Source organism: Pseudoalteromonas sp. DY56-GL22 (assembly GCF_041414715.1).
GTDB classification, from domain to species: domain Bacteria; phylum Pseudomonadota; class Gammaproteobacteria; order Enterobacterales; family Alteromonadaceae; genus Pseudoalteromonas; species Pseudoalteromonas simplex.
Map to the genome: position 1 here is coordinate 208756 of NZ_JANHZR010000007.1, position 19188 is coordinate 227943.

A 19188-nucleotide genomic window follows, 5' to 3' on the forward strand; every position below is an offset into this window, starting at 1 on the left:
TATGAAAAAAAAAGCCGCTGTTGAGCGGCTTTTTTGACAACAAAATGCTAGAACGAGTAGCGGAAGCCGATGTTGTAGCGCGCACCGTATTGGTTTGCACGTAACAGCTGCTCAGAGTAACGAACGTAAGTACGTTGCGTTTCATCTGTCAGGTTAAGGCCTTCAACAAACACAGTTAGGTTCTCGTTAACTGAATAGTTCACGTTGATATCCCACTGGCCATAAGACTCAGTAAAGATAGGTGAAGCATGTTGGTCAAAGCCTGTTAAGAACTCATCACGCCAGTTATAAGAAATACGAGCCGATAAACCATTTAAATCATAAATCGCAGAGAAGTTAGCTGAATCACTTAAACCCGGTAGGGCAAATTGATAGCCGATAGCATCTCGGTCTGCTTCAACATCACCAAATACGAAAGTCGCGTTAGCGGCAATACCAAAGCCAGAATCACCAAACATATGTTGCGCTGCTAGTTCCCAGCCCCATAGATTTGCTGTTTCAACGTTGTTATCACGCGATACGAAGAAGTTTGCTAGAGGATCTGTATCGTTACCAACGATAGGTGTGCCTTCTTCTGTGCCTTGGTTTTCGTTGATCTTATCGTGAATTGCTTGATCAGATGGTTGCTCACCCGCTGCCGCTAAATCGTCACGCGCTTGCTCAGCACGATCACCGATGAATGGGTCTGTAATACCGTCAATCGTCTCTTCGGTTGTGATATTTACAAGGAAGTTATCAACTTGCTTACGATAGTAACCTGCAGACATATAGCTGCCTTCACCGTAGTAGTATTCAAGTGATAGGTCGATATTATCTGAAGTATAAGGTTTTAAGTTCGGGTTACCCACAGCCACTTTACGTTGACCCACTTTCGGGTTACCTAAGAATGACGTTGTTGAGCGAAGCGCGCCTACAGGAGGACGAGCAAGGCTGCGGCTGTAAGAGAAACGTGCAATAACGTCTTCAACTACTTCGATATTCATATCGATGCTAGGTAGAAACTCTTTGCTACTACCTTCACCGTTTGAGAATGAGCGTTCATCAGCGTAAATGTAAGACCATTCGTTACCGTTAACCCATTCCATTGCAACAGCAGGGCGCTCTAAGCTGTTTGCTGTAACATCTGTTGATTCGTAACGTAAACCCGCAGTGATGTTCACTGGCATACCGTTAAATTCTGTTTCGAAGTTAGCTTGTGCGTATACCGCCGTTGTTTCTTCGCTTACACGGTGGTCGTCATCGATTGGACCCGCTTGCACCATGCCGTTTACATCAGCAGGCCAGCTACATGCGCCAATACCGCCATCAGGGTGATCACAGTCAATGCTTTCGGCAATCGCGACAATCTCATCAAAATCAGCATCGTAGTAGTAATTTAATAACTTATCGCTACCACCACCAGAGAAGCCATCAAGTAAACCTGAGCTGTCGACACGAGTGAACATGCTGTCATCGTACCAATCGGCAGAGTTCAACCACCAACCAGCAGCAAGCTGACCTGAGTAGGCAGTTGTCGTACGGAAATCGATTTTAGTGTGTGATACACCAAAGTTAATGCTCGATAGAGCACCGCTGTCTTCGTTATACCACGTACCTTTTAACTGGTATTGGTCAAGATCGTTAGTGTTGGTATCTTTGTTTACACCGGCGAAAAGGGTTCCCATATCGCTCGGTAAAATTTCTGCTTGGCCATTGGTTAAGGTCATATCAATAAGCGGAATTTCGCCTTGGCTAAAGTCAGCCATTTTTTCGTCGATATTAACCGTTGGGTTTTCACACCATGAACATGATGTGTTACCAATGATCATAAACGCATCGTGGCCAATACCTACACCGGCACTTTCAGCCGATGAGTTATGCGCATCAAACTCAATGTTTAAATTGTCTGTTACTTGCCAATCAATGTTTAAACCAAGCGATTTATTTTCGTTGGTTGTTGCACCACGGTTTAAGTTTGTAGAGTAGTCACCACCAATTTCAGTTACCTGCGTGTAAGTACCTTTTTCATTGATAGTTGCTGCGCTGACGTTACCACCATTATTGAACCATACACCAAAGCTACGGCCATCTTTTTCAAACTCGAGTTTTGAGTAAGTGTAATCAACGGTTGCAGTAATGCGGTCATTCGGTGCGTATTGCAGCACAAGTTGACCATTGGTACGTTTGCGTGAATTGTCTGAAAACGCGTAACCTGCATTTTGCGGATACCAGGTTGCGCCATCTGCGCGCTGGTTGTTATCTGTCAGTGCTAAATCAGGAGACGATGAAATATCAACATCTGGGATCCAGTTATCAACTGCCATTGACTGTTCGCGGTTATCACGTTCTTGAACTGAGCCTGAAATTAAAATCCCGAATTTGTCATCGTTGAATGTGTTGCTGTAGATACCTGAAAGCTCAGGCGTTACATCATCACCTGTTTCGTTTGATGTGTCGTGAACTGCTTTTGCACCAATCGAAGCGTGCAAACCAGGATTAGAAAGTGGTTTAGCTGTAGTGATATTAACTGTTGCACCAATACCCCCGCTAGGGATATCAGAACGTGCTGTTTTATATACTTCAACACCGCTCACACTTTCTGTTGCGATGTCACCAAAATCAAATGAACGACCGCCAGTTGTTGGCATTTGGCGATTGTTAAGGGTTACTAAGTTAAATTCAGGGCCAAAACCACGAACCGTAATTTTGCTACCTTCACCATTACTACGGTCAATAGACACACCGGTAATACGTTGCAAAGATTCAGCTAGGTTGGTATCAGGGAATTTACCAATGTCTTCAGAGGTAATTGCATCAACAACCCCCGCAGATTGACGCTTGATATCCATTGATTTTACTAGGCTTCCGCGAATACCTGATACTTGTATTACTTCAATATCACTTGCTTTGTCGGGCTGTTCTTCGGCGACAGCTGAGTGAGGAACTAGCGCGCTTAAACCCATTGCCATAGACAGGCTAATAGCAAGCTGCTTTTTCTTGAAAAGTGTGTGGTTCATGCAAATCTCCAGATTTGGTTTTATTTTATGTTGTTGTCTATTTTTGTAAGCGCTTACATTTTCTTTCCAAAAAAAATCGCCGAACCCGATTTTTAAAATGTAACCGCTTACATTAAGTTATTAGAAAGTAAAACAATCGTCAACATAAATAACGCTTATAGTGAAAGGTAATATCTATGTTTATGTTATTATGAGAATTATTCTACCAATGAATTTACTTGTTTTAGGTACGAAGTTGGCATGTTAATGCTAAAAATAAAAAATTGAGTCTTTTACATTTGTTAAAATGAGAGGTATTTGCGTGCAATCAGTGAAATGGAATAAAGAAGTATTCACCCCAAGCAAAATTATTTGCGTAGGTCGTAATTATGCTGCGCATATTGCAGAGCTTAACAATGAAACACCAACAAATATGGTGCTGTTTGCAAAACCAAATAGCGCCATCACTGATTCTCTTAATAGCGAACACTTAGGTGAGGCTCTACATTACGAAACTGAGCTTTGCTTTTTAGTTAAAGATAAACAGCTGGCAGCGGTTGCGCTTGGGCTTGATTTAACCAAACGAGGCTTACAAAGCACACTTAAAGAAAAAGGCCTGCCTTGGGAGCGCGCAAAAGCATTTAATGGTTCAGCGCTTTTTACTGAATTTGTTGCGGTTAATGCCAGTTGTCATTATCGATTTAGTCTAAAGATTGATGGAATAGACACTCAACTAGGCGATACAAGGTTAATGCTGCATAACGCAGAGCAAATCTTAGCTGAAATTAGTGATTTTATGGACCTAGAAGATGGCGACATCATTATGACTGGCACGCCTGAAGGGGTAGGGAAGGTTGTCGCAAATTCGAGCTTTGCTGTAACACTTATGGATGATCAACAGGAGCTGTTATCTCATCAGTGGCAGGCTCTTTAAGCGGGTCTAAAATAGAGCGCTGATAATAAGTTGAAAACTCAGGAAAGCTTTGTTCGAGCCAAATTCGTTGGCTTTGCTGGTATTTTTCACTCGGCAGTACTTTGTTTTTCAGCGCCTCATTGATTTCTGCAAGTACTTTTTCGGCATAATTATTAGGCGCATTTGTTGAGCAACCAATGGCACCAAAAACCACATTTTGAGTTGGATTAGCAATGCTGAGCTTTTGAATATTCTGTTGGTTTTGTTGATTGTAATAATCAGCAACAAATGGGTAATCAATTGTGTAATCAATGTAGCCATGCTCTAACTGCGATAGTAGCGCTTGGTTTGCATGGCTGCCGGTGCCACTTAATGCAGCACTCTCATAAAGCTTAGTATTTTTAGCTATTGCGTCCAGTTTACTGCCAAATTTTCGCGCATCATTTTGGCCATAAATAAAATTGGCATCAGTCAATAATGAAATTAATGACACTGGATTACCGTGTTTTTGCTTAATCTTTAGCGCTCTTTCTTCAGTACTTAACACGCTAAAGGATGGATAAACTGCAGTTGGAATAGAGTAAGTGGCACGGTTAGTTTTTTTATCTCGATGGATCATGCACGCGTAACACGCTAAGTGGCCATCATCGAGATATTTGCTTAATCGCTTAGGTGGCAATAGTGACTTTTGATGCTTAAAATTTGGCATTGCTTCAATCAGTAAGTCGGTTATGTTGTTGCACAAGCCACCTAAAGGATATTGCTCAGATTTATCAACAAAGAAAGGTTTGTTATCTGTTTCGAGCCAAGTTATAGAAAGCCGCTCTGAAGCATAGGTTATAGGAACAAGCACTATCACCATTATCATGCATAATATATGTTTTACGTATTTACTCATTAACAACCAAAAAAGTTAAATGCTGTGAATTACCATACACTAAAGTATTGGTGAAGTTGTAGGAGAAAGGTAAAAATGATGAATAAGTATTAATAAGCCTATCATTTAATAGACTTATTAATATTGCAGGGAGATGCTCAAAAAGGCATTGGATAACGGTTAAATACGTCAGCGATTTTATCGTTAGCTTCATCGCTTAATTGCACAGAAAAAGCATCGATATTTTCTTTTAACTGCGCCATAGATGTAGCGCCTATGATTGTTGAGCTTACGCCATCCACTTGATTACACCAAGCCAATGCAAGTTGTGAAGGGGTTAAATTAAAGGCGTTAGCAATTTCAACATATTCAGCAATCGCAGCGCGAGATTGTACTGTGTCTCTAAATAAACCATTACGTTGCACTAGCGTCCAACGACTACCTTCAGGGCGAGCACCATTTAAGTACTTACCGCTTAACATGCCGCCACCTAGCGGTGACCAAGGTAGGTAAGCAATATCTTCATGAATACATTGTTCAATTAAATACGGCCAATCTTTGGCGTGCAGGAGACTAAATTCGTTTTGAATAGAAACCATACGCGGAAGGTTATGCTGCTCACTTAAACGCAAGTACTGGCTAATGCCCCAAGGAGTGTCGTCTGATAAACCACAGTGCTTAATTTTACCAGCCTTGATACAGTCATTTAGACCTTCAAGAATATCTAACATACCCGCGATATTTTGATCAGTGTCAGCTTCTGAGAAGCACACTTTACCTGGCCACTGTTTACCAAAGTGCGGTGATGTACGGTTAGGCCAATGTAATTGGTATAAATCGATAACCTCAGTTTGCAAGCGTTTAAGAGATGCATCAACGGCTTCAACCACTGCTTGGCGAGTAATATCGCCTGCATCGCGGACCCAAGGTAAGCCGTTACCCGCAATTTTAGTGGCAATGACAAGATCATCGCGTTTGTCTTTATTTCGCGCTAACCAATTACCGATGATCTCTTCTGTTTTACCGTAGGTGTCAGGAGAAGGTGGAACGGCATACATTTCGGCGGTATCAATAAAGTTAACGCCTTTATCTAACGCATAGGCGATTTGTTCATCGGCATCGGCTTGGTTGTTTTGCATACCCCATGTCATGCTACCTAAGCAGACACGAGATACATCAATACCACTTCGACCAAGTGGGCTATAAAGCATAATAGATCCTTGTTAATCGCTAGAATGGGCTTTAAGTGCAGTTAATAACTCATCATTTAACTGAGCTTTTTTACCCGTTTTAAAATTAAACATAACCACTTGTGATGAGCCAATGGTTGTTACTGCGTCTTGGCTTTCACTAAATACAGTGTAATGCATCATAAAACGATCGTGTTCAATGTCACTAATCTTTACACCAACATGCACAGTATCAGGAAATGTCACAGGGCGTTTATAGCGGGCATTGTTTTCGCTGATCACCGGACCCACACCTGTTACTTGTAAATCTTTAAGAAAGCCTAGTTGAGTGAAAAAATCGATACGAGCTGTTTCGAAATAGCGAAAGTACACCACATTATTAACGTGTTGTAGGGCATCCATTTCACCCCATGCGACATTTATTTTGGTTCTGATAGGGTGTTGTTCTATAAACGATTGCATAGTAAATCTTCATTGATTGTGAGAAAACTTAGGTTAGCAATATGATGCTTTTAGCTCAAGGAAATTAGAAATCTCAGTAAATCGTGCTAGATTTATAAGTTCACGCTTACGTAAAGTGTGAGTAAAATGAACACACATTAAAGGACCTTAATTATGCAGCAACTAACCTTGAGGGTGATAAAGTGGATTGCACTTTTCATCTTACTTGCTCTAGCTTTGCTCTGTTATAGCATGGGCACAATGTCAGGATTTATCGCTTTAATTGTCGTGGGCTTGTTATTCGAAGCCGCGTTTTGGTTATTTGGCGCACGGCTTATCAGTCGCAAAAAACCAAACCAACAAACAAGCCAAACCTCTTAGCTTGCACTCTCAGGAAGTTTAAATATAATAACTGTATATATAAACAGTTGTTGTGTTCCTGATGAAAAAATTCATTCACATCGATATGGACTGCTTTTATGCAGCTGTAGAGATGCGTGATAACCCCGCGCTTGCCAATGTGCCTCTGGCTATAGGTGGTAATAGTCGTCGCGGGGTGCTTTCAACAGCCAATTATATTGCCCGTAAATATGGTGTGCGCTCGGCCATGTCTAACTATCATGCCAAACAACTGTGCCCCGATCTGGTTATCGTGCCCGGACGAATGCAGGTTTATAAAGAAATCTCCACGCAAATTCGCGCCATTTTTGCAAAGTACACTGACCTTATTGAGCCGTTATCGTTAGATGAAGCCTACCTTGATGTAACCGACAGTACCGCATGCAAAGGCAGTGCAACACTCATGGCACAGCAAATCCGCCAAGAAATCTATGACACCACTGGGCTGACAGCCTCAGCGGGCGTTGCGCCAATAAAGTTTATTGCCAAAATAGCCAGCGATGAAAATAAGCCTAATGGTCAGTTTGTGGTATTACCCGATCAAGTTGATGACTTTTTGGCGAGTTTACCGCTTGGCAAAATTCCCGGCGTTGGCAAGGTGACCTTAGAAAAGCTGCAACTTAAAGGGCTTTACACAGGGGCTGATGTGCGTGCGAAAGGGGTTAATTGGATGCAGCAGCACATTGGTAATTTTGGCGTCTCTTTATATCAAAAGTGTGCAGGCGAGTACGTTGGCAAAGTGTCAACTGAGCGAGTACGAAAGTCACTCAGTGTTGAGCACACCTATGAATACAACAAAAATAATTTAGACGAGTGTTTAAGCCAGTTACCCCGCTTGATGGATGAATTAACCCGCCGTCTTGGTAAACAACAATTAAACAACCGCATCAATAAATTATCGGTGAAGGTCAAGTTTGCCAATTTTGTCGTGACCAGTGCCGATCAAAGCCACCATCAATTAGACGAACGCATTTTTGCTGAGTTAATGAGCAAAGCCTATGAGCGAGGTAATAACCAGCCAGTACGCCTGTTAGGGATAGGTGTCGGAATAAAGAGTCAGGCTCACGAGCATTTTCAGCTGAGTATATTAGACTAAAGGTTAACACCTTGGTGCTTGAAAGTTTGTTAGTGTCTAGTTGGGGTGCTAGGCCTGCCTAGTTCAACACCTTAGACAACATTATAACTTAATAAGAGAGATGACTATGCAATCGGTCGTAATCGTGCTGCTCGGAATAGTCGGTATGTTGTTCGGATGGTTCTTTTATTCGAAATTCATCGCCGAAAAAATATTTAAAATGGATGATAATTTTGTCACACCCGCTCATGAACTTGAGGATGGTGTGGATTATGTGCCAACTAACAAAGTTGTGTTATGGGGCCACCATTTCACCTCTGTTGCAGGTGCTGCGCCAATTGTTGGCCCTGCTATTGCCGTATATTGGGGCTGGGTGCCTGCGGTACTTTGGGTGGTATTTGGTACTATCTTTTTTGCTGGTGTTCACGACATGGGGGCTCTTTGGGCCAGCGCGCGTAACAAAGGCAAATCAATGGGCGCTTTATCTGAAAGCGTAATTGGTAAGCGTACCCGTGCGCTATTTATGATTGTGGTGTTCTTAGTGCTGCTGATGGTGAATGCCGTTTTTGGTGTGGTTATTGCCAAGTCATTTGTATCGCAACCTAACGCGGTATTCCCCGCTTGGTCAGCGATTGTAGTGGCCTTAGTTATTGGCCAGTTACTACGCCGTAAAGTGTCGTTAATTCCGCTTTGTTTAGTTGGTGTGGGAATTCTTTATTACACCATTTACCTTGGTAGTGGTATGCCAATTTCATTACCTGATGAAATGTTTGGTCTAAGTGCGAATGCGAACTGGATCATTATCTTATTTATCTATGCAGCCATTGCTTCGTTATTGCCAGTATGGATGCTGTTACAGCCTCGTGACTTTATCAACGGTATGCAGTTATTGGTTGGCTTAGTGCTTCTTTACGGTGCGGTGTTTGTGTCAATGCCAGATATCACAGCGCCTGCGTTTAATACACAAACGGCGGTAGATACACCAAGTATTATTCCATTGCTATTTGTGACCATAGCTTGTGGTGCGGTATCGGGTTTCCACGGTATTGTGTCTTCAGGTACCAGCTCTAAGCAGCTGAACAAAGAAACCGATGGTCGCTTTGTGGGTTACTTAGGTGCGGTAGGTGAAGGTATGCTTGCGCTTATTACACTCGTTGCAGTAAGTGGTGTTGCACTTGCAGTATCACCTGAAGAATGGCACGAAATTTACAGTCACTTAGGCGCCGGTAGTGTCAGTGCCTTTATTAATGGTGGCGCAAACTTAATTGAAAGTGGTTGGGGTATCTCGCAAGAGGTAGCATCAACCTTACTTGCCGTAATGGTGGTCTTGTTTGCGGGGACTACCATGGACTCTGGCGTGCGCTTGCAGCGTTATATCATTCAAGAGTGGGGTGATATTTATAATATCAGCATCATTCGTAATGGTATTGTAGCTACACTCATTGCAGTTCTAAGTTGTTTACTGCTTGCTTTTGGTGCTGGTGGCGCTGACGGTAGCGGCGGTATGATCATTTGGCCGTTATTCGGTTCGACTAACCAAATCTTAGCAAGCTTAACCTTACTGGTGATTTCGGTAATGTTAATTAAAGCGAATCGCCCAGCTAAATACACGCTTATACCAATGAGTTTTGTATTAGTTATGGCGTTCTTTGCTGGGGTTATTAAACTGGGCGAGTACTACCAACAAGGTAACTGGTTACTGGTGACGCTTGATTTATTAGTACTGGTCGTAAGTGTTCTGGTTATGCTTGAAGCTTGGTCTGTGATTGTTAAGCATCGTAAAGACTCAGCACACATTACAGAGCAGTAAACTTAGCTTGCCAGCCTTATAGTTAGCTATCTTACTTGGCTGGCAATAGCGCCCTAAATCAATGATAATAAGGTCCTATGTTTTTAACAGCAGGACCTTTTTTATGGCATACCCTCATGCAGTTGCAGCCCCTCAACTAGCGGATGCAAATCACGATGCATTGATTATTATCGGTGATGATTTTTCTTCTTTAGCAGACGCAAGCTTAAGTCAAGCTATTAGCGCTCAACAAGCTGTAGACGCACGTATTGGCAAACAAGTGACATTACTTGTAATTGACTCTAAACGCGTTATTTTAGCGCCTACAGGCCCTCTGAACCGTGATTATGATGATGTACGTCGTTACTTTGATGCAGCAAAGCAAGGTGTACTAGAAGCGAAAGCATCGGGTAGCACTCAGCCTGCAATTTTACTTGCTAACGTAAATCAAGATAGCCGTTACAAGCATGCCCTTGAAGTGGCTTATTTAGGTGCTTGCCAAGCGCTTTGGCAACCACTTGAGGCACGTGAGTTCCACGGCCAAGCGATTGAACCAGTTAGCCAAATTAGCCTAGTGGGTGCAGACGAGGCAATGAGCAAAGCGCTTAATGCTATTGCTGCAGGTCAATACGCTGCACGTGATTTATGTGGTACAGAGCCTGAGCGTATGGCACCACCTCGTTTTGCAGACTACTGCGTTGAGTTATTTGCTGGTAGTAAGGTGTCTGTTGAAGTGATTTCAGATATCAACACTATCGATAAAGATTACCCAATGATGAGCACCGTAGCGCGCGCATCTTATGCTGTTGAGCGTCATCACCCACGTGTTGTAAAACTAGAATACGTGCCTGAAGGCGATGTTGAGCGTACCTTAATGTTTGTTGGTAAAGGTTTAGTTTACGATACCGGTGGTGCAGACCTTAAAGTGGGTGGCTTTATGGCAGGTATGAGCCGTGATAAAGGCGGTGCTGCTTCGGTTGCTGGCTTTATGAAATCAGTGGCTGACTTTGCACCAAAAGGCGTAAAAGTGATTGCTTACTTAGCCGTAGTTCGTAACTCAATTGGTTCTGATTGTTTTGTTCCTGATGAAATCATTACTAGCCGCGAAGGTGTACGTGTTCGTATCGGTAACACAGATGCTGAAGGCCGTTTAGCTATGGGCGACTTACTAAGCGAAATGAAAGATCGGGCTTTAAACGAAGTGAATCCAGAGCTATTCACTGTTGCAACACTAACAGGCCACGCAGCACGTGCTATGGGTCCTTACAGTGCGTATGTTGAAAATGGTCCAGCTCGCGCGGCGAAAATTTCGCGCCAAATTGCTGACTTAGGCGATTTGTGGGCAGATGCCGCAGAAGTATCTCGTAGCCGCCGTGAAGATTATGACTTCATTCGCCCTCGCACATTAGCTGATGACGTACTATCAAGTAACAATGCAGCTTCTGCTGTAACTGCACGTGGTCATCAGTTCCCGATGGCATTCTTAGCGATTGTTGGTGGTTTAGATAAACATGGTACTGAATCAGCGCAGCCATTACCGTATGTTCATATGGATATCGCAGGCAGTGGTGTAGAAGGTGGTGATTGGCAACATGGCAAGCCTACCGCCGCAACAGTAAGCAGCTTATTCGCTCGTTATTGTTTGTAAGTTGTAAGTTTAAAAAGCATAAGCTTTAGACACAACCCTGTGCTCTAAAGCCTATGCTTGGTCAGGTTTAGTCTTTTATGTTCTTCTTTCGGTTTCTACGAATAAAGCACAGTGCGCCGAGCATTAGTGTAAAGTAACCTGATACACTGCCGCTTGCTTTATCATCTGGGGTTGCATGCTCTGGAATACCATCTTCATTGGTGATTGTGATTACTTCATCAGCGTATTTTTCATTGAATGATTCAGACTCTAATACGAGAGTGAAGCGTCTTGAGCCATCTACCTCTGAATTATCAATAATGTCGATCGTAATGTCTTTTTGTGTTTCGCCTTGAGCAAAGGTAAGTACTTCATCAAGAGCTGTAAAATCAGTGCCGCCGACCGCGCTATCATCCGTCGTTTTTATACGAACTTTTGTTTCAAAATCGGTTGGATCAGATTTGATTATACCAACTAATAGTTGGCCGCTATTTTCTGATATTTGTGTGTCTGAAATGTCTAATTCATAGCTGAAATCAACATCGTTGTCTTCAATCGTTACAATTGATTCATTGAAGATTATGTCACTTTCATCAGATGCTAGTTTGATATTAAAAGAGCGAGAACCATCAACTTCATTATTATCAAATATATTTATAGCTAGTTCTTTTTCAGTTTCTTGGCTCGAAAAAGTAAGGGTCTCATCAAGTGCTGTATAATCTTCTCCAGCAATAGCATCCACGTCTTCGGTGTAAATTCGTATTTTCGAACTACTATCTAAGCCTGAGTTTTTAATGACCTTGAATGTTACTTCATTTTCGTCTTCGGCTATATTGAGAGTATTACTATTAAATTCATAATCTTGCTGAGGTTGAGTGCCCGAAACAGTGAAAAGATCAAATGACGCATCACCTTTTTCACCTTCTATGATATGACTTAGTCTCAGCTGTGCGGGAGTTGTTCTGTAGTTAGATAGATCAACCGTCACTTTTTCCCAAATGTCGCCGTCGGAGTGTTGTTGGCCTTCTTTTCGCCATAACTCAGCCCACGTTTGCGCATTATCGGCGGATACCTCGATAATACTAGTTCCCATATCTTTGCCGTGCATATTGAAGTAAAACTCCAATGTCGGTTTTTCGATGAAGCTCAAGTCATAGCAAGGGCTTAAGTAGTTTAATTTGTCACCTTTTTTGGCATATACAATGTCATCAAAATCAGTGTCATCCCGTTTGCTACTATCAATTTGTAAATAGCTGTGCCCCTCAAAGGGTTCATCAGCACCTGTTCTGCTCGAATTTGAATCAGGTGAGGTTCTAAAAAAGAAGCCGTTATTAGCTACATCTTGAACCCATGGCTGCGCTATTTCTTGATTAAAATTAAAGCCATCTATATGTGGGAATTGAGTAACTATAATTGAGTTTTCGCAGTTTGGTACGGTTCTACCTTCACCAAATTGATTAAAAAGATGGTATTTATCTCTTTGCAAAACGTACTGCATACGGTCTATTTGTTGTGCAGAAAAGTGCGTACGGCAAGTATTTTTTCCTTGGCTCATTATGTTTTTGGCATCAGGGGCGTAGGGAGTACCTTCTTCATCTTCGGCAGAGCCTGTGTATTCGCAATTTTCAATATCATCATCTAAGTCATCAAAAGAAGGAGGGGTGTCGATTATCTGGTCACCGTACAAGTAGCCACGTTCACCGATTTGCACTGAAATAGGTTCATCATCACCATCGGCAAAGGTATGCAATAAACTGAGGTTATGGCCGATTTCATGTGCGAGTGTCGTTGTAACAAGATCTTCTGTATCAATTAACACACCATCTACGCCAAAGTAAGGAAAAAACGCATTACCATTGACGCCATCAAAGTCTGCGACCATGACATTTAAAGCTGATTTATCAAAATAAGGCTCAATAAATAACACTCTATTGTCTGGTGAGTAATCGTCGTCATAAAAACCAGGCATCTCTTCGTTGGTTACGAAGTCAGTAGATTTATAGTGATATGAGTAACCTGTACCTTGATAATGTGAATTTAAGTTTTCAATTGATTGCTCAATAGTGGCTTGGTCAACTTTGGCATTAGCGCCATCTTTATCGGTTGCTGCAACTATAAAGTGTAATGGAATTTGTTTTGTTTGAGTTGTATCTGCCAGCGCTTGATTAGTTACTCCGAGTAGCGAGTAAGTGCAAATTGCAGCTAACATAGTACGCTTTAAGTGTGTGTTCTTTTTGGGGTGTATGTTTCTTGAAGGCACTTTGGTATCGCTCCTTATTATTTTTGTAATAGTGATTAAATGCCAATGGCAATTTAATTCAGCACACCCCATTAGTTCCTTTTTAATTTATTTATGTAAATCTCGTTAATATCTATTTATCATCTTTTTTTTATCTATTTAATAAAGGTCTAATTAAATCAGTGGGTTGTGTTTTTGGTGGCTTCAAAAATTACTAGGGGATAAAAAAGAAAGGTTATAGAAAAACCCCGCAAACCATTGCAGGGCTTTTGAATTGCTGTGATCAATCGAGTTTGAAACGGTTAACTACATCGCTCAATGCTTGTGAGCTATGCTTTAAATTATCACTGGCGTTGGAAAGTCCTTGGGTATTCGACAGTGATTGCTCGGTTGATTGTGAAAGCTCATTAATCCGCAAGTTAACTTCATCTGCGGCGCTGGTTTGTTGCTCGGTAGCGCGGGCAATTTGGCTGTTCATATCTTTGATAATGGTGACTAGTCGTTCAATTTCACTAAGGGAGCTATTTGCTTCACCTGCCTGTGAAACCGTTTCACTTGATAACTGTTGGCTTGCTGAAACTGCATCAACAGCAGCTTGTGCGCCGGTTTGTAGTTTACTGATCATGGCTTGAATTTCGTCAGTACTTTTACCTGTGCGACTTGCTAATGTACGTACTTCGTCAGCTACAACGGCAAAGCCTCGGCCTTGCTCACCAGCACGTGCTGCTTCAATGGCTGCATTGAGTGCCAGTAAGTTGGTTTGCTCTGCAATGCTGCGGATAACATCAAGTACTGAGCCTATGTTGTTACTCTCTGCAGCAAGGTCGGCAGTAACCTTACTCACTTGTTCAATGTTACGCGACAAGGTTTCAATGGCTGTTATTGTCTTATTAAGAACTTGCTTACCCGTTTCTGCATTTTGTGCAGCTTCGTTAGCGGCATGCTCAGCTTGTTCAGCATTCTGACTAACATCATGAATTTGATGGGTCATTTGTTCCATCGCTGTGGCCACTTGAGTTGAGCTATCGTTTTGCAGTTCTATAAATGAATGGTTGGTTTTGCTGGCATCATCAACGCTGTGGGCAAACTGATTCACTTGCTCTGCGTTGTCGGCAACATGTTTTAGTGACTCACGCATTTTGGCCGTGTACAAATTAAAGTAGCGCGACAAACGAGACACTTCATCATTGCCGTTTTCATCAAGCTTTTGAGTTAAATCACCTTCACCTTGTGAGATATCTTTCATCATATTTGCGGCAAGTTGTGTCGGACGAAGAATGCTATTGGCAATTAGGTAGCTAAGCGCAACCAGTAAGGCAATAATCACTACCGCGGTGATAATGACATGGGTACGAAGTGACGAGAACGCCTCTTCAATGGTATCAATGTAGACACCAGAGCCAACAATCCATTGCCACTTTGCAAACCCTTTTACGTAGGCGATTTTATCAACGGGCTGATCTTTACCTGGCTTTGGCCACTTATAGGGAATAAAACCCTCTCCTTGTTTTTTGACGATATTAACCATATCGACAAATAACAACACACCATCTGGATCTTTACTGCCCGCTAGCGATTTACCATTTAATTCTGGCTTAAACGGGTGCATGACCATAACGGGTTCATAATCGTTGATCCAAAAGTAATTGTTATTGTCATAACGTAGTGCAGAAATTGTTTCGAGGGCTGCTTGCTTGGCTTGTTGCTCACTCAGCTTACCTTGCTCAAACAACGCATAGTTATGCTCGATAATAGAGTAGGCTGACTCAACAAGGTTTTGGGTTTTTATGTATTGCTCTTGCTTTAGCGAGCTGTATTGCTGCGTTAAACTCGAGACGCTCAAAAATATCAGCCCTATCACGACCACACTCACTAACATGGCGAGGCGCTGAAAAATTGTAAAACGGCGTAAGTAATTCATGTGTGTTCCTTCGTCATGCTCATAAGAGCAATGTATTAAGCGTAGCCAAAATAGGTCGAAAATCTAGTTAAATAGTAGAATACATTGAGACAAAAAAAAGGCTGATTTAACAATCAGCCTTTAGTCTAAGTTACCGAAATTAAACGTTATTACTCAACGTTAAAGTGTCGGTTGAAGAAACTTGTGATGGTTTGGTGTAAGTGCGTTTGTACGCTCTTGCCACGTAAACTGTGTTTTGAGCCCGGGTAAGTCATCATTTCGAACTGTTTTTCTTGATCTTGCAGTTGTTTGAATAACTTAGTGGCGTGAGTGAATAACACGTTATCATCAGCCATACCGTGATAAATCATCAGCGGGCCTTTTAAGCCTTCAGCATACGGGAAAACTGCACTTGCTTCGTAACCTTTCGCGTTAGTTGCAGGGTGACCTACATAACGCTCAGTGTAGTGAGTGTCGTAAAGTGCCCAATCAGTAACTGGCGCACCAGAAACACCGGCTTTGAAGTAGTCGCCCGCTTTAAACATAGTCATAAGCGCCATATAACCACCATAGCTGTGGCCATAAATACCAATACGCTCAGGATCAACGTAATCAAGGGTGCGTAAGAACTCGACACCTTTGATTTGGTCTGCCACTTCAGCCACACCTAAGTGCTTATAAATCACGTCTTCAAATTTTTTACCACGGTTGTATGAACCACGGTTATCAAGTTGGAAAATAACATAGCCTTGTTGTGCCATGTACTGGAAGTATAAGTTTTTACTACGCCAGCTGTTCGTTACACGCTGAGCATGAGGGCCGCCATACACGTTAACAATAACTGGGTGCTTTTTACCGTCTTGGTAATTAGTTGGCTTGAATAAACGGTAATGCATGATTTGCCCGTCTTCAGCCGTTAGTGTGCCGTATTCTGGGGTGATCAAATCAGCTAGGTAAGGAGTTAATGGGTGTGACTTATCTAACTTGTTTTCTTCAAGCCAAGTGATAAATTCGCCATTAATTTTACGTAATGCCGCAGAGCCAGGCTTATTCACTGATGAGCTGTTATCGATAAAGGTTTTGTTATCTTTAGCAATTACCACATTATGGTAAGCACCTAGCTCAGTTACGCGCTTAATTTCGCCTTTTTTGAATAGCGGTACGCTGTAAAGGTGGCTCTCAAGTGCTGTATCTTTACGACCTGCAAAATACACGATGCCTTTTTTCTCATCGATACCTTTTAAGCTATCAACAACCCATTCACCTTGGGTGATTTGACGGATCATTTCACCGTTTGTGCGGTATAAATAAAGGTGTTTAAAACCGTCGCGCTCAGATGCCCAAACGAAATGCTTTTTATCGTTTAAGAATTGCAAATCAAAGTGTAGGTTAATCCAAGTATCACTGGTTTCTGTTAGGGCAACCGTTTGTTTTTTAGTGTCGCTATTATAAAAACGTAACTCTAAGTTATGTTGCGAGCGGTCTTGCCACTGATAAGAAAGCGTTTTGTTATCTTTTAACCATTTTGCGCGAGCGATATAGATATCTTGATCGTCGCCTAAATCAACCCAGTCAGTTTTTTGATTGTTGATGCTTACAACACCTAACTGAATTTTAACGTTGTCGGTACCTGTAAACGGGTAGCGTTGGTTAAAAAGCTTTACTTCATCGGCGTAAATTTCATTACGGATCGCTTCTTTTACTGGGCTTTCATCAACACGGGTATAAGCGATTTTAGACTCATCACCAGACCACCAGTAGCCAGTCATACGGCCCATTTCTTCTTGCGCAACAAACTCGGCCATACCGTTTTTAATAACACCGCCACCATCTTTACTTAATTGGATTTCTTGACCCGTTTTTAAGTTAAGTGCGTATAGGTTTTGCTCACGAATAAACGATACGAAGTGCCCTTTAGGTGAGAAGCGTGCATCGGTTTCAAATGCGTCTGTCTCGGTTAATTTGCGGCTTTTAGCTGAGGCAAGCTCGTAATAGTAAAGGTCGCCATTAAGTGGGAATAAAAGCGCTTTACCATCTTTAGACCATTTATATTCTAAGATCCCTTTACCAAAAATACGTTGGCGCTCACGGCGTGCTTTTTCTTCATCAGATAAGTTTTCTGGACCAGAAAATAGCGCAGCAGAGTCAACTAATAAGCGGTTTTTGTTATCTTTTAAGTTGTATTCCCATAGATCGTAGCGGTTGTAATCATCGGTTTTACCTTGCAGGTAAGTGACACGACTGCCGTCTGGAGAGAATTTAAGTTGTACAGGCGCTTTGCCTGCTAAGCTTGGATCGTCAAAAATACGCTCAAGTGTGAGTGGTTCAGCAGTCACACTAAATGCAGTGGCCACCACTGGCAGAGCAAGTGAGAGAGATTTAATTTTTTTTAGCACAGGAGTACCTTCGCTCGAATAAAAACTGCCATGATGTTAATGGTAAGCTTAGGCAACTGCAACAAAATGCTATAAAGTAGGATTTGATTACCCAATATCAAAGGATTTATTGATGAAAAATACTGATACGTCGTTTTCTCTGGCCCCAGAACTACAACGCGACTGCATTGAACTTGCGGATTGGCCACTGTGTAAAGTATTGCTGATGAATGATAGCCAATACCCTTGGTTTATCTTAGTGCCAAGAGTTGCAGACGTTAAAGAGATTATCGATCTGTCTGAAGAGCTACAAATTACCTTATTACAAGAGTCGGGCAAACTGAGTAAGTTGTTACAACAGGTATTCAGCCCAGACAAACTCAATATAGCAGCATTGGGTAATATGGTGCCGCAATTACATGTTCATCATATTGCACGCTTCACTACCGATCCGGCTTGGCCAGCGCCTATTTGGGGTAAATTACCGGCAGTTCCATATAGCGATGAACAAATAGAGCAACTAAGAGCACATTTTTAATCAATCATATTAAATTGCGCTAAGCTAAGTAGATGCGAAAAATAAGAGACTAATAAAAGTGAAAAGCACAGTAATAGCCGTATTGGCTTTTCTATGTTCATTTTCCGTAACAGCAAAAAGTTATTACTTTGTTGGGAGCCATTTCCCCGCAATCTTAGAACAAGATCAACAAGGTACAGTGATTGGTTTAGGTGCTGATATTGCTCATGAAATTTGTCGACGCCTTGGGCATGAACTCGTCATCGATATCATGCCACTAAAGCGTGCTTTAAAAATGGTTGAGCAAGGCCATGCAGATGCCATTATCGGTCCTTATAAGTCTCTTCAACGTCAACAATATATGCAATTTAGTGCCTTACCATTTTATGAAGATCCTATTGTCTTTTTTACCAAAGAAAATAGCGATGTAACTTGGGCTGGTAATTTCGCAAGCTTACGTAAAGACGTGATTGGTATTACTCGGGGTTGGAATTATGGTTCAGAATTTAAACGCAATAAATCAAGTCTAACTTTGTCAGAAGTGGCGAGTGTTAAAGCTAGTTTTTTACAGTTAATGCACAATCGAGTTGATTTAGTGATGACTCACCCGCGAGCTGCTCTTCCGATTATTGATGATTTATCAATTTCTAGTAAGGTTATCATGCTGTCGCCAATCATTACGGTGAATCAAGGCTATTATGGTTTCACTAAGCAACGGGAGCTTAATGAGTTTATAGATGATTTTAATTCAGAGTTTAATAAGATGTTGATTAGTGGTGATATAGTCCAGCTGAATAGCAAATATGGATTAAGTTTTGTCGCACGAGAATAATAAAAAACGCTGCAATTGCAGCGTTTTTTATATCAGACA

14 protein-coding genes are annotated in these 19188 nt (G+C 41.8%); 7 read left to right on the plus strand and 7 right to left on the minus strand.

Going from position 1 to position 19188, the window contains the following annotated elements:
* Window positions 1–47: 47 nt before the first annotated feature.
* Window positions 48–2996, minus strand: a complete 2949-nt coding sequence (locus NO991_RS16050; RefSeq protein WP_235377146.1) for a TonB-dependent receptor — start codon at window positions 2994–2996, stop codon at window positions 48–50.
* A gap of 301 nt (window positions 2997–3297) precedes the next feature.
* On the opposite strand from NO991_RS16050, the gene NO991_RS16055 reads away from it, so the two are divergent.
* The gene (locus tag NO991_RS16055; protein WP_371352181.1) at window positions 3298–3909 is read left to right on the plus strand and encodes a fumarylacetoacetate hydrolase family protein; all 612 of its coding nucleotides are present in this window, start codon (window positions 3298–3300) and stop codon (window positions 3907–3909) included.
* On the opposite strand, the gene NO991_RS16060 is transcribed toward NO991_RS16055, so the two are convergent.
* The 3 genes from NO991_RS16060 to NO991_RS16070 all read right to left on the minus strand — a co-directional run bounded on the left by NO991_RS16060 (window position 3860) and on the right by NO991_RS16070 (window position 6417).
* On the minus strand, window positions 3860–4741 hold the full coding sequence (locus NO991_RS16060; protein WP_138600380.1) for an ABC transporter substrate-binding protein: 882 nt from the start codon (window positions 4739–4741) through the stop codon (window positions 3860–3862). The genes NO991_RS16055 and NO991_RS16060 overlap by 50 nt on opposite strands.
* A gap of 182 nt (window positions 4742–4923) precedes the next feature.
* A complete protein-coding gene (locus NO991_RS16065; RefSeq protein WP_138616062.1) occupies window positions 4924–5976 on the minus strand; it encodes an aldo/keto reductase in 1053 nt (350 codons plus the stop codon).
* Between the two features lie 12 nt (window positions 5977–5988).
* Window positions 5989–6417, minus strand: a complete 429-nt coding sequence (locus tag NO991_RS16070; protein ID WP_054552595.1) for a thioesterase family protein — start codon at window positions 6415–6417, stop codon at window positions 5989–5991.
* A gap of 153 nt (window positions 6418–6570) precedes the next feature.
* Between NO991_RS16070 and NO991_RS16075 the strand changes: the two genes are divergently transcribed.
* From NO991_RS16075 to NO991_RS16090, 4 genes are all read left to right on the plus strand, one after another.
* Entirely contained in the window at window positions 6571–6777 is a 207-nt protein-coding gene (locus NO991_RS16075; RefSeq protein WP_054552594.1) for a hypothetical protein, read from the plus strand.
* 61 nt (window positions 6778–6838) lie between these two features.
* Window positions 6839–7891, plus strand: coding sequence for a DNA polymerase IV (dinB, locus tag NO991_RS16080; RefSeq protein ID WP_371352183.1), 1053 nt, complete (start codon window positions 6839–6841; stop codon window positions 7889–7891).
* A gap of 106 nt (window positions 7892–7997) precedes the next feature.
* Window positions 7998–9680 (plus strand): carbon starvation protein A, encoded by a 1683-nt coding sequence (locus NO991_RS16085; RefSeq protein WP_054552592.1) that lies wholly within the window; start codon window positions 7998–8000, stop codon window positions 9678–9680.
* 103 nt (window positions 9681–9783) lie between these two features.
* Window positions 9784–11307: a leucyl aminopeptidase family protein gene (locus tag NO991_RS16090; RefSeq protein ID WP_138600386.1), complete on the plus strand. Its 1524-nt coding sequence runs from the start codon at window positions 9784–9786 to the stop codon at window positions 11305–11307.
* Window positions 11308–11374: 67 nt separating this feature from the next.
* Here NO991_RS16090 and NO991_RS16095 read toward each other — a convergent pair whose 3' ends face one another.
* From NO991_RS16095 to NO991_RS16105, 3 genes are all read right to left on the minus strand, one after another.
* Window positions 11375–13495 (minus strand): Calx-beta domain-containing protein, encoded by a 2121-nt coding sequence (locus NO991_RS16095; RefSeq protein ID WP_054552590.1) that lies wholly within the window; start codon window positions 13493–13495, stop codon window positions 11375–11377.
* A gap of 313 nt (window positions 13496–13808) precedes the next feature.
* Window positions 13809–15446 carry a methyl-accepting chemotaxis protein gene (locus NO991_RS16100; protein WP_054552589.1) on the minus strand — a complete coding sequence of 546 codons (1638 nt, stop codon included), beginning with the start codon at window positions 15444–15446 and terminating at the stop codon, window positions 13809–13811.
* A 149-nt stretch (window positions 15447–15595) separates the two neighbouring features.
* Window positions 15596–17821, minus strand: coding sequence for a DPP IV N-terminal domain-containing protein (locus NO991_RS16105; RefSeq protein ID WP_371352184.1), 2226 nt, complete (start codon window positions 17819–17821; stop codon window positions 15596–15598).
* 112 nt (window positions 17822–17933) lie between these two features.
* On the opposite strand from NO991_RS16105, the gene NO991_RS16110 reads away from it, so the two are divergent.
* A complete protein-coding gene (locus NO991_RS16110) occupies window positions 17934–18338 on the plus strand; it encodes an HIT domain-containing protein (RefSeq protein ID WP_138600394.1) in 405 nt (134 codons plus the stop codon).
* Between the two features lie 58 nt (window positions 18339–18396).
* Window positions 18397–19149 (plus strand): substrate-binding periplasmic protein, encoded by a 753-nt coding sequence (locus NO991_RS16115; RefSeq protein WP_371352186.1) that lies wholly within the window; start codon window positions 18397–18399, stop codon window positions 19147–19149.
* Window positions 19150–19188: the final 39 nt, after the last annotated feature.